This window comes from Burkholderia sp. BE17 (assembly GCF_009362305.1).
GTDB lineage: Bacteria > Pseudomonadota > Gammaproteobacteria > Burkholderiales > Burkholderiaceae > Burkholderia > Burkholderia pyrrocinia_C.
On record NZ_WHNU01000002.1, the window covers coordinates 75,726 to 87,951 of the forward strand.

The following is a 12,226-nucleotide window of genomic DNA, read 5'->3' on the forward strand; positions in this document are numbered from 1 at the left end:
GGGGTCAGAGCTCGATGCCCGATCGCTCGGCGACCGTGTGCATGTCCTTGTCGCCGCGGCCCGACAGGTTGACGAGCAGGATCTTGTCCTTCGGCAACGTCGGCGCGAGCTTCACCCCATACGCGATCGCGTGGCTCGACTCGAGCGCGGGAATGATCCCCTCGATCCGGCAGCAGTCGTGAAACGCCTTCAGCGCTTCCTCGTCGGTGATCGCGACATACTGCGCGCGGCCGCTGTCCTTCAGCCATGCGTGCTCGGGGCCGACGCCCGGATAATCGAGGCCCGCCGACACCGAATGCGTCTCGATGATCTGGCCGTTGTCGTCCTGCAGCAGATACGTGCGGTTGCCGTGCAGCACGCCCGGGCTGCCGGCGATCAGCGACGCCGCGTGATGGCCGGTGTCGAGGCCGTCGCCGGCCGCTTCGACACCGATCAGCTGCACCGCTTGATCGTCGATATACGGATAGAAGATGCCCATCGCGTTCGAGCCGCCGCCGACGCAGGCAATCACCGCGTCGGGCTGCCGGCCTGCGAGCTCGGGCATCTGCACCTTGCACTCGTCGCCGATCACGCGCTGGAAGTCGCGCACCATCATCGGGTACGGGTGCGGGCCCGCAACCGTGCCGATGATGTAGAACGTGCTCTCGATGTTCGTGACCCAGTCGCGCATCGCTTCGTTCAGCGCGTCCTTCAGCGTGCGCGAACCCGACTCGACCGGCACGACCGTCGCACCGAGCAGCTTCATCCGGTAGACGTTCGCGGCCTGCCGGCGCACGTCCTCGGAACCCATGTAGACGACGCACTCCATCCCGAAGCGCGCGCAGATCGTCGCGGTCGCGACGCCGTGCTGGCCGGCGCCCGTCTCGGCGATCACGCGCTTCTTGCCCATGCGCTTCGCGAGCAGCGCCTGGCCGATCACGTTGTTGATCTTGTGCGCGCCCGTGTGGTTCAGGTCCTCGCGCTTCAGGTAGATCTGCGCGCCGCCGAGCGTCTCGCTCCAGCGCTGCGCGTGGTAGATCGGCGACGGACGGCCGACGAAATGCTTCAGCTCGCGCTCGAATTCGGCGACGAAGTCGGGATCGTGCTGGAATTTTTCATACGCCGCGCGCAATTCGTCCAGCGCGTGAATCAGCGTCTCGGCGACGAACGTGCCGCCGTACGGGCCGAAGTGGCCGCGAGCATCAGGAAGGTTGTACATGGTGTCTCTCTCGATCGGTCGATGCGCCCCGCTTTCGGGGCCGCACCGGCTTGCATCACCCGGCGTCCGCTTCGCGCACCGCGCGTACGAACGCCGCCATCCGGGCGTGATCCTTCACGCCCTTCGCGCCCTCCACTTCGATGCCACTCGAGACATCGACAGCAAACGGGCGCAAGTGGCGGATCGCATCACCGACGTTTTGCGCGCTCAAGCCACCACTCAAAACGGCCCGATGCGCGAGCTCTGCGGGAATAAGAGACCAATCGAAGACCTTGCCGCTACCGCCGTAGTCCGGCACCAGGGTGTCGAACAGGAGGCCGCGCGCTTTCGAATAATGAAGAGCCGATTCTACCAAATCGGACGGCTGCGTCGAGGGGCCGACGCGCACCGCGCGCAACCACGGCAGGCGTGCCGCGCGGCCGAGCGCGTCGCATTGCTCCGGCGTCTCGTCGCCATGGAACTGCAGCAGCGTGAGCGGCACGTCGCGCACGACGGCTTCGATCTCGGCTGCGGTCGCATTCACGAACAGTCCGACCACCGACACGAACGGCGGCGCGAGGCGCGCGAGTTCGGCCGCCTGCGCGATCGTCACCGCGCGCGGACTCTTCGGGTAGAACACCAGGCCGATCGCATCGGCGCCGAGCGCTGCCGCGTGCAGCACGTCCTCGGGACGCGACAGCCCGCACAGCTTGATGCGCGTGCGCGGCGGCAGGCCGGCCGCGGCGGAAGTCGAAGGAGACACGGCGTGATCCGTCATGATTGAAGGTCCAGATCGGCCCAGACGCTGCTCCACGGCACGCTGCCGAGCTGCGCGGGCGGGACGGCGAATTCCGCCGGGTAGCCGACGTGGGCGAGGTACAGCCCGTCGGCCATGAACGTGGGCGCCGCGAGGTTGCGGTCGCGCCCCGCCAGCACGTCGGCGACCCAGTCGGCCGGATAGCGGCCGCGCCCGACCGCGACGAGGCAGCCCATCAGGTTGCGCACCATGTGGTGCAGGAACGCGTTGGCGCGGAAGCGGAAATGGATGAAATGGCCCGCGCGCCGCACGTCGATCTGGTACAGGTGTTTGACCGGCGTCTTCGACTGGCATTCCGACGACCGGAACGACGAGAAATCGTGCTCGCCGATCAGGTGGGCGGCGGCGGCGCGCATCGCGTCGTCGTCGAGCGGCGTATGGATCCAGCCTGCACGCCCGGCCAGCATCGGCGAGCGCACGGGGTGCACGTACAGCACGTAGTAATAGGTGCGCTCGAACGCCGAGAAACGCGCGTGGAACGTCTCCGGCATCGGCTTCGCCCATTGCACCGACACGGTCGACGGCAGGAACGCATTGGTGCCGCGCACCCACGAGAATGCCTCGCGATCGAGATCCGTGTCGAAGTGCACGACCTGTCCGAGCCCGTGCACGCCGGTGTCGGTCCGCCCGGCCACCGTCGTATGCAGCGGCACCCGCGCGAACTCGGCCAGCGCATGCTCGAGTCCGTTCTGCACGGTCTTGCCGTGCGGCTGCGCCTGCCAGCCGCAGAATGCCGCGCCGTCGTACTGAATGCCCAGCGCGATCCGCATCACGCCTCGTCCGCGAGTTTCGCGAGCAGCGCGCGCGCATCGTCGCGCGTCGCCGCGTCGTTCGCGTCGACCACTTCCTGCAGCAGCGTCCGCGCACCGGACAGGTCGCCCAGTTCGACGTACTCGGCCGCCAGGTCGAGCTTGTTGCGCGCGATGCGTGCGAGCTCGTCCGGGGTCAGCGCGGGCAGCGCGGCGCCCGGCGCGGACGGCAGGTCGAGATCGAAATCGAGCTTCAGCGCGCCGAACTGCGCGCCGCCGAGCGGCGGCAGCGACGACGTCGCGGACGGGCTGCCCGCGTGGTCGGCCGGCGTCGTCGCGTCCGGATCCCATTCGAACTCGTCGTCCTGGTCGGCCGGATGTTCCGCGGCCGGCTCGATCGAGCCAATCGGCGGGCGCGGCTCGGACTGACCGTTAGTTGCGATTTCATCGGTGCCGGACTGCCCTGCCTGTTCAGCCGGCTCATCCGCCGCCAGCGACGGATCGTCCTGCGTGCGCGGCGGCAGCGGCATGTCGAGGCTGCTGAGCGCGCTGATCGCGTTCTGCATCAGCGCCGCGTGCTGCGCTTCGGTCGGCGAAGGCGCGGCGGGCGGCTCGGCCGGCTTGTCGGCGGCCGCCTGTTCTACCGGTTCTGCGTCGTGCGGAGCCGGAGCCGAAGTGGCGTCGTTCGCCGGCGGTACTGCGGCGTGAGCCTGCGCAGGCGGCAATTCAGGCTGGTCGTCATGCGGCTTCGTTACGTCGGCGGCCGCCTGTTCTACCGATTCTGCGTCGTGCAAAGCCGGAGCCGAAGTCGCGTCGTTCTCCGGCGGTACTGCTGCGTAAGCCTGCGCAGGCGGCAATTCAGGCTGGTCGTCATGCGGCTTCGTTACTTCAGGCGCCGGCGATGCATCCGCCTCGGGCGGCGCGACCGTCTCCGCCGCTGCGGCAGTCGCCGCGGCGAGATTCATGTCGGTAGCCGCGTCGCGGGCGACCGGCATTTCGGGCAGGATCGGCAGTTCGCGTTCGACGGACGGCGCTGCTTCCGCTTCCGCTTCGGCAGCCAGGGCACCGCCCGCTGCAGCGGCTGCAGCCGTCGTGTCCGCATCGTCCGTGGGCCGGCCCTTCCTGCGCCTGCGCCACGCGAACCCGGCCGCGAGGACGATCACGGCCGCGCCGGCCGCTGCGACCGGACGCCAGTCCGTCTGATCCGCAGCGCGCGCAGGCGCCGTCACGGGTGCGACCGGCTGCGCGGGCGCCGATACCGGCTGCGCAGCGCTGGCGGCCACGCCGGACGCCGCTTCGGCTGCCGGCGATGCGGCAGACGGTGCGCCCGCATCGTTCGCTGCCGGACGCGGCGCGGCAGGCGCCGGCGCAGGCGCGACGTTGTTCGTCGCGGCCGGCTTGCCGATGCCGTGCTTCTGCAACTCCATCAGCACGCGGTTCTTCAATGCCAGCAGTTGCTGCAGGCTCGACGGCCGCGGCTGCGATGCCCCCGTGGCGGGTGCCGCACCAGCCGGTTCGTTCGTGCCCGAAACCTGGCTGCCCGGCGCGGGCTGCGCAGCGGCCTCGCTCGCGGACGACGGCGCCGACTGGATCGCGCCGCTCCACACATGCGGGCCGCTGGCGCCGGCAGCAGGCGCCGCCGGCTGCATGTTTTCGACAGCCGACGCGCCGTGCGCGGCCGATGCGCCGACCGAAGCCGACGCCCCCGCCGTCGCCGTCGCGACGCTCGCACCGCTCACCGGCGCCGCATGCACGGCCGGCGCCACCGGCGCGGATTGCACGGCCGACCCCGGATGCGGCGCGGACGCAACGGGCTGCGCGAGCGCCGCCCCGCCCGACGCGGCAGCGGGCGCGGAGGCAGCCGCCGCGCCGGATGCGCCAGACGCGCCGGCCGGCGCGAGCGCCGCGCCCGTTGCGTCGAGCGCGGGCACGGTCAGCGTCGCGCCGACTTTCAGGCGACTCGCATCGCGCTTCATGAACGCCTGCGGATTGGCGTCGAACAGCGCGCGGCCGGCGCGCGCGAGCACGCCGGGATCGTGCGATTGCGTGGCCGCTTTCGCGATGTCGTTCAGCGACTGGCCCGGCTGGACCGTCACGGTAAGCGGCGCGGCGCCGCCGGCGGCAGACGCCGGCAGTTCGCCCGTGCTGGCCGCCCAGGCCGACGCGGCTGCGCCGAGCGCCAGAATCGCCAGCGCGCCACGCACGGCGCGCGACAGACGGGACTGACGCGGAAACAAGGAAATTCGGGACATCGTAGGCTCTATCGCCGCGCGCGGGCGCGGCTCGGATTCACGGTTGGAAGCGTCAATAAAGTTGCCGCAGAAATGCAAAAGCGTCGCGCGGAACGCGACGCTTTCGGCTGGTCTGTGCGTCGTAACCGCGTAGTTTACTTCACGTGCTCGCGTTCGGGCCGAATTCATCGGCTGCGGGTGCAACCGGCCGCGCTCGCACGTCGCGGCGCACGCAGCGATCGCGTCGGGCTGCCGCACCGGTCGCGCACTGCAGCCGGCGCGCCGGATCGACCGCAACGATATGCATCGATGAATGGAAATCCTTGCGACAACATCGCATCCGGAACGAATGACACGGCTTTACGCTGCGCCGGTTCCTTTCCGCGCGCCAAACGATGCGATGCGGGAACCGCCGCGCAAGCGGTTCGGTGCGTCCACATTTCAGCCGGGCGGTCCGCACACGCGGACATCCGGCGCCGAACCACGACCGGGGTAATCGAGCGCATTCGCTCAACAATTCGCGTCGCCTGCCGTTAATTGATTAACGGCCGCCATTCCAAATAAACCCCGCCGTATCGCCAATTCCATTCCAATCAATTTCAATTGAATGATAAGAAGGCAATTCCCCTCTCTTATCGACGAATTGAACAGCCCTCCCACCAGATCCCCGCCCCATAAGGCTTTCATGCCTGACATCGCGCCCAATTGCTCATACAAAAGCGATCGTTTCGACAACAATTCAATTACATTACACAAAATTACACAGATCAAATAATTGCCGTCGCTACGATCTTCTTCAAACAAGAATCGGCGCAATTCGACCATCGCGTTCGCATCTGCCGGAATGGCGGGAACGGGAACGCGATCGGCCGGGCTGACGCCGCGAGGCGTCAGAGGGTCAACGCGCAGTTGCAAGACTGCATTCACTCACCAGCTCGTTACGGGGATCGAAGATGGGCTATCAGCAGGGTTTGAGCGGGTTGGCCGGCGCGTCGAGCAACCTCGACGTGATCGGCAACAACATCGCGAACGCAAACACGACCGGCTTCAAGCAGGGCCGCGCGAACTTCTCCGACATGTATGCGAATTCGGTCGCGACGTCGGTCAACACGCAGATCGGCATCGGCACGAGGCTCGCGTCGGTGCAGCAGCAGTTCGGCCAGGGCACGATCAATACGACCCACTCGTCGCTGGACATCGCGATCAACGGCAACGGCTTCTTCCAGATGTCGAGCAACGGCGCGACGACGTACTCGCGCGACGGCACGTTCCACCGCGACAAGACCGGCGCCATCGTCGACTCGCAAGGCCGCAACCTGATGGGCTATGCGGCAGGCGCGGGCGGCGTGATCAACACCGCGCAGACCGTGCCGCTGCAGGCGCCGACCAGCAACATCGCGCCGCAGGCGACGAGCAAGATCACCGGCCAGTTCAACCTGAACTCGCAGGACAAGGTGCCGGCCAAGACGCCGTTCAACGCGAGCGACAACACGACGTACAACTACAATTCGTCGATCCAGGTCTACGACACGCTCGGCGGCTCGCAGCAGGTCACGATGTATTTCGCGAAGAGTGCCGCCGGCACCTGGCAGGCCTACGCGGGCGTGCAGGGCCAGACGCCGACGAATCTCGGCACCGTCACGTTCGATGCATCGGGCCGGATCAGCTCGACGACGTCGGCCGCCACCGGCCTGCCCACGCCGAGCCTCGGCCAGTTCGCGTTCTCGATCCCGAACACGACGGGCGGCGCCAACCCGCAGAACCTGACGCTCGACCTGACCGGCACGACGCAGTACGGCGGGAAGGATGGCGTGAACAACCTCGCGCAGGACGGCTTCGCGAGCGGCACGCTGACGACGTTCTCGATCGGCGCCGACGGCAAGCTGACCGGCAACTACTCGAACGGCCAGAGCGCGGTTCTCGGCCTGATCGCGCTCGCGAACTTCAACAACCCGAACGGGCTCGTGAACATCGGCGGCAACCAGTATGCGGAGACCGCCGCGTCGGGCGTGCCGCAGATCTCCGCGCCGGGCAGCACGAACCACGGCACGCTGCAGGGCAGCGCGCTGGAAAACTCGAACGTCAACCTGACGACCGAGCTCGTGAACCTGATCACCGCGCAGCGCAATTACCAGGCCAACGCGCAGACGATCAAGACCCAGCAGACGGTCGACCAGACGCTGCTGAACCTGCGCTGATCCGCGCATGAAAAACGCGCCGCGCCAGCCTTGACATCGTCAAGGCCGACGCGGCGCGTCATCTTGTGCAGCCCGGCCCGCGGGCCGGGCACGCAAGCGGGCTTACTTGTCGAGCAGGATGCGCAGCATGCGGCGCAGCGGCTCGGCCGCGCCCCACAGCAGCTGGTCGCCGACCGTGAATGCCGACAGGTATTCGCCGCCCATCGCGAGCTTGCGCAGGCGGCCGACCGGCACCGTCAGCGTGCCGGTGATCTTCGCCGGCGACAGGTCGCGCATCGATGCTTCACGCTCGTTCGGCACGACCTTCACCCAGTCGTTCGCCGATGCGAGGATGCCGTTGATTTCGTCGAGCGGCACATCCTTGTTCAGCTTGATCGTCAGCGCCTGCGAGTGGCAGCGCATTGCGCCGATCCGCACGCACAGGCCGTCGACCGGGATCGAACCCGGCTCGCCAATCGCCGGCTTGCCGAGGATCTTGTTGGTTTCCGCGCCGCCCTTCCACTCTTCCTTCGACATCCCGTTGCCGAGATCCTTGTCGATCCACGGGATCAGCGAGCCGGCGAGCGGCACGCCGAAGTTGCTGGTCGGCATCGCGTCGCTGTTCATCGCGGCCTGCACGCGGCGGTCGATGTCGAGGATCGCGGAAGCCGGATCGGCGAGCTGTTCCTGCACCGCGCCGTTCAGCGTGCCCATCTGCGACAGCAGCTCGCGCATGTTCTGCGCGCCCGCGCCCGAGGCGGCCTGGTAGGTCATCGCCGTCATCCAGTCGACGAGGTTCTCGCGGAACAGGCCGCCGAGCGCCATCAGCATCAGGCTGACCGTGCAGTTGCCGCCGACGAAGTTCTTCGTGCCCTTGACGAGCGCGTCCTTGATCACGTCGAGGTTGACCGGATCGAGGATGATGACCGCGTCGTCGTTCATCCGCAGCGACGATGCCGCATCGATCCAGTAGCCGTTCCAGCCGGCCGCGCGCAGCTTCGGGAACACGTCGTTCGTGTAGTCGCCGCCCTGGCACGTGATGATCACGTCGCACTTCTTCAGCTCGTCGACGTTGGTCGCGTCCTTGAGCGTAGTCTCGTTTTTCGCGAACGACGGCGCTTTGCCGCCCGTGTTGCTGGTGCTGAAAAACACCGGTTCGATCAGGTCGAAATCGCCCTCTTCCTGCATGCGCTGCATCAGGACGCTGCCGACCATGCCGCGCCAACCTACGAGACCTACGTTCATGACTAACCCTTTGAATGGAGCTTCCCCGCCATTTCCGTCCCCGCTGTGACCGCGCGGGGAAAAAGGCGGGCACGACGGACGATCAGCGTTTAATGATCGTTTTCGTGGTAATGGTTTTCGTGATGACGATGGCGCGCGCACCCGCACGGGCAATGTTGCCGTGGAGTTTCAAGACCGGGGAGATCAGGGAAATTTGCGCCATCGTTCGAGTCTACACAAACCTATTCGGCCGCACAACGGCCAACCCGGTGCGAACGCGCCGTTTTTACCGGTCGCGTTCGCACCCTTTACTGCCTACTTACAGCGCCGCGACCACCGCGTCGCCCATCGCCGCCGTACCGACCTGCTTGCAGCCCGGCGTCGCGATGTCGCCCGTGCGGTAGCCCTGTTCGAGCACCGTTTTCACCGCGCGCTCGATGCGATCGGCCTGCTCCGCGCGATTCAGCGAGTAGCGCAGCAGCATCGCGGCCGACAGGATCGTCGCGAGCGGGTTCGCGATGCCCTTGCCCGCGATGTCCGGTGCCGAACCGTGCGACGGTTCGTACAGGCCCTTGTTGTCCTTGTCGAGCGACGCCGACGGCAGCATGCCGATCGAGCCCGTCAGCATCGACGCTTCATCCGACAGGATGTCGCCGAACATGTTGCCCGTGACGATCACGTCGAACTGCTTCGGCGCCTTCGCGAGCTGCATCGCCGCGTTGTCGACGTACATGTGCGACAGCTCGACGTCCGCGTATTCCTTCGACACGTCGATCATGATGTCGCGCCAGAACTGCGACGTTTCGAGCACGTTCGACTTGTCGACCGACAGCAGCTTCTTCGCGCGCTTGCGTGCGGCCTGGAACGCGACGTGCGCGATGCGGCGCACTTCCGGTTCCGAGTAGCGCATCGTGTCGAAGCCTTCGCGCTCGCCGGCAAACGGGCCGTCCGGTGCGGCGCGCACGCCGCGCGGCTGGCCGAAGTAGATGTCGCCGTTCAGTTCGCGCACGATCAGGATGTCGAGGCCCGCGACGAGCTCCGGCTTCAACGGCGACGCGTCGACGAGCTGCGGATAGCAGATCGCCGGGCGGAAATTCGCGAACAGCTCGAGATGCTTGCGCAGCCCGAGGATCGCCTGCTCGGGGCGCAGCGCGCGCTCGAGCGAGTCGTACTTCCAGTCGCCGACCGCGCCGAACAGGATCGCGTCGGCTTCCTTCGCGAGCTTCAGCGTCGCGTCGGGCAGCGGATGGCCGCTCGCCTCGTAGCCCGCGCCGCCGACCGGCGCCTGCTCGAGTTCGAACTTCTCGTCGAGTGCGTTCAGCACCTTGACCGCTTCGTTGACGATTTCCGGACCGATGCCGTCGCCGGGCAGCACTGCAATCTTCATGCGTTATTCCTGACTGGGTAGGTTATGGAGCAGGCCGGCGAACGCGCGGATAGCGCGCCCGCCTCGAAGGCGATATATCAGCCGACCAGCTTGGTGTTGAGCCACGGCTGCTTCACGAGCCGCTCGGCTTCGAACTGGCGGATCTTGTCCGCATGGCGCAGCGTGAGGCCGATGTCGTCGAAGCCGTTCAGCAGGCAGTACTTGCGGAACGCGGCGATCTCGAACGGATACTCGCGGCCGTCGCCCGTGCGCACGACCTGCGCGTCGAGGTCGATCGTCAGCTGGTAGCCGTTGAACGCGTACGTGTCGTTGAACACGTGATCGACCTGCTGCTCGGTCAGCACGATCGGCAGCAGGCCGTTCTTGTAGCAGTTGTTGAAGAAGATGTCCGCGAAGCTCGGCGCGATGATCGCGCGGAAGCCGTACTGCTGCAGCGCCCACGGCGCGTGCTCGCGCGAGCTGCCGCAGCCGAAGTTCTTGCGCGCGACCAGCACCGATGCGCCCTGGTAGCGCGGCTGGTTCAGCACGAAATCGGGATTCAGCGGACGCTTCGAGTTGTCCTGGCCCGGCTCGCCGTGATCGAGGTAACGCCACTCGTCGAACGCGTTCGGACCGAAGCCCGTGCGCTTGATCGACTTCAGGAACTGCTTCGGGATGATCGCGTCGGTGTCGACGTTCTCGCGATCGAGCGGCGCCACGACGCCGGTATGTACTGTGAATTTTTCCATGATCCGTCTATCCGGTTGGAGGGCCGGCGTTCAGCCGGCGCACATCGACAAATTCTCGGCGGGAATCGTCACTCCGCGGCGCGCTTCAGCGCGTTGCCGGCGGCGTTGACGTCCTGCCCGAAGCCCTGGACGGTATTGCAGCCCGCGAGGCCGAAACCCAGCCCCGCGAGCGCCAGCGCGGCAACCAGCCGCGCAATGATCTTCGATGCCGTCACGCGTTACCCCAGCTTGCGAATGTCGACGAAATGGCCTTCGATCGCCGCGGCCGCCGCCATCGCGGGGCTCACGAGGTGCGTGCGGCCGCCCGCGCCCTGCCGGCCTTCGAAGTTGCGGTTCGACGTCGACGCGCAGCGCTCGCCCGGATCGAGCCGGTCGGCGTTCATCGCGAGGCACATCGAGCAGCCCGGCTCGCGCCATTCGAAGCCCGCATCCGTGAACACCTTGTCGAGCCCTTCGCGTTCGGCCTGCGCCTTCACGAGGCCCGAGCCCGGCACGACCATCGCGAGCCGCACGTTCGACGCGATGCGACGGTTCAGCTTCTTCACGACATACGCGGCCGCGCGGATGTCCTCGATCCGCGCGTTCGTGCACGAGCCGATGAAGATCTTGTCGACCTTGATCGATTCGATCGGCGTGTTCGGCTCGAGCGCCATGTAGGCCAGCGCGCGCTCCATCGCGTCGCGCTTGACCGGATCCTTCTCGCGCTCGGGATCGGGCACGCGACCGTCGATCGACGTGACCATTTCCGGCGACGTGCCCCACGTGACCTGCGGGACGATCTCGGCTGCGTTCAGCTCGACGACACGGTCGAACTGCGCGCCTTCGTCCGACTTGAACTGGCGCCAGTATTCGACGGCCTGATCCCATTCCGCGCCGGTCGGCACGAAAGGACGGCCCAACAGATAATCGATCGTCGTGTCGTCCACCGCGACCATGCCCGCGCGCGCGCCGGCCTCGATCGCCATGTTGCAGACCGTCATGCGGCCTTCCATCGTCAGCGCGCGAATCGTCGAGCCGCCGAATTCGATCGCGTAGCCCGTGCCGCCTGCCGTGCCGATCTTGCCGATGATCGCGAGCACGATGTCCTTCGCGGTGCAGCCGCGCGGCAGTGCGCCCTCGACCTTCACGAGCATGTTCTTGCTCTTCTTCTGCAGCAGCGTTTGCGTCGCCAGCACGTGCTCGACTTCCGACGTGCCGATGCCGTGCGCGAGCGCGCCGAACGCGCCGTGCGTCGACGTATGCGAATCGCCGCACACGATCGTCATGCCCGGCAGCGTCGCGCCCTGCTCCGGCCCGATGATGTGGACGATGCCCTGGCGCACGTCGTTCATCTTGAACTGCGTGATGCCGAACGCATCGCAGTTCGCGTCGAGCGTGTCGACCTGCAGCTTCGAGACGGGGTCGGCGATGCCGTGGCTGCGGTCCGTCGTCGGCACGTTGTGATCCGACACGGCCAGGTTCGCGCTGATGCGCCACACCGGACGGTGCGCGATCTTCAGCCCTTCGAACGCCTGCGGGCTCGTGACTTCATGCAGCAGTTGACGGTCGATGTACAGCAAGGTCGTGCCGTCTTCCTCGGTGTGGACGACGTGGGTATTCCACAGTTTGTCGTAGAGAGTCTGTGCCATGGGTATGCGGGGTCGTTGTGACTACAAGCCTTACGGATGCGGTCGATTATGCCACGCGGAACGCGTCGCGGCGCAGGCCGGACGCGAAAAAACCCATTAAAAACAGTG

The 12,226-nt window shown here is 66.9% G+C and carries 12 protein-coding genes; 1 reads left to right on the forward strand and 11 read right to left on the reverse strand.

What is annotated here, in order from left to right:
- Window positions 1–4 precede the first annotated feature (4 nt).
- From trpB to GD429_RS02835, 5 genes are all read right to left on the reverse strand, one after another.
- Window positions 5–1,198 (reverse strand): tryptophan synthase subunit beta, encoded by a 1,194-nt coding sequence (gene trpB / locus GD429_RS02815; RefSeq protein WP_152855574.1) that lies wholly within the window; start codon window positions 1,196–1,198, stop codon window positions 5–7.
- Between the two features lie 55 nt (window positions 1,199–1,253).
- Window positions 1,254–1,955 (reverse strand): phosphoribosylanthranilate isomerase, encoded by a 702-nt coding sequence (locus GD429_RS02820; RefSeq protein ID WP_152855575.1) that lies wholly within the window; start codon window positions 1,953–1,955, stop codon window positions 1,254–1,256.
- The gene (gene truA / locus GD429_RS02825; protein ID WP_152855576.1) at window positions 1,952–2,764 is read right to left on the reverse strand and encodes a tRNA pseudouridine(38-40) synthase TruA; all 813 of its coding nucleotides are present in this window, start codon (window positions 2,762–2,764) and stop codon (window positions 1,952–1,954) included. Before truA ends, GD429_RS02820 begins: the two co-directional genes overlap by 4 nt.
- A complete protein-coding gene (locus GD429_RS02830) occupies window positions 2,764–4,995 on the reverse strand; it encodes a FimV/HubP family polar landmark protein (RefSeq protein WP_152855577.1) in 2,232 nt (743 codons plus the stop codon). The genes truA and GD429_RS02830 overlap by 1 nt, the downstream gene beginning before the upstream one ends.
- A 489-nt stretch (window positions 4,996–5,484) precedes the next feature.
- Window positions 5,485–5,901, reverse strand: coding sequence for a hypothetical protein (locus GD429_RS02835; protein ID WP_152855578.1), 417 nt, complete (start codon window positions 5,899–5,901; stop codon window positions 5,485–5,487).
- Between the two features lie 26 nt (window positions 5,902–5,927).
- Between GD429_RS02835 and flgE the strand changes: the two genes are divergently transcribed.
- A complete protein-coding gene (gene flgE, locus GD429_RS02840; RefSeq protein ID WP_152855579.1) occupies window positions 5,928–7,172 on the forward strand; it encodes a flagellar hook protein FlgE in 1,245 nt (414 codons plus the stop codon).
- Between the two features lie 102 nt (window positions 7,173–7,274).
- Here the strand turns inward: flgE and asd are convergent, their stop codons facing one another.
- From asd to leuC, 6 genes are all read right to left on the reverse strand, one after another.
- Window positions 7,275–8,396 carry an aspartate-semialdehyde dehydrogenase gene (asd, locus tag GD429_RS02845; RefSeq protein WP_152855580.1) on the reverse strand — a complete coding sequence of 374 codons (1,122 nt, stop codon included), beginning with the start codon at window positions 8,394–8,396 and terminating at the stop codon, window positions 7,275–7,277.
- 82 nt (window positions 8,397–8,478) lie between these two features.
- Entirely contained in the window at window positions 8,479–8,598 is a 120-nt protein-coding gene (locus tag GD429_RS40885) for a hypothetical protein (protein WP_021158720.1), read from the reverse strand.
- A gap of 96 nt (window positions 8,599–8,694) precedes the next feature.
- Window positions 8,695–9,762 carry a 3-isopropylmalate dehydrogenase gene (gene leuB / locus GD429_RS02855; protein WP_152855581.1) on the reverse strand — a complete coding sequence of 356 codons (1,068 nt, stop codon included), beginning with the start codon at window positions 9,760–9,762 and terminating at the stop codon, window positions 8,695–8,697.
- A gap of 77 nt (window positions 9,763–9,839) precedes the next feature.
- Complete coding sequence (gene leuD, locus GD429_RS02860; protein WP_034179996.1) at window positions 9,840–10,490, reverse strand: 3-isopropylmalate dehydratase small subunit; 651 nt, start codon at window positions 10,488–10,490, stop codon at window positions 9,840–9,842.
- Between the two features lie 68 nt (window positions 10,491–10,558).
- Entirely contained in the window at window positions 10,559–10,705 is a 147-nt protein-coding gene (locus tag GD429_RS02865; protein ID WP_034179997.1) for an entericidin A/B family lipoprotein, read from the reverse strand.
- Window positions 10,706–10,708: 3 nt separating this feature from the next.
- Window positions 10,709–12,118: a 3-isopropylmalate dehydratase large subunit gene (gene leuC, locus GD429_RS02870; protein WP_096474768.1), complete on the reverse strand. Its 1,410-nt coding sequence runs from the start codon at window positions 12,116–12,118 to the stop codon at window positions 10,709–10,711.
- Window positions 12,119–12,226: the final 108 nt, after the last annotated feature.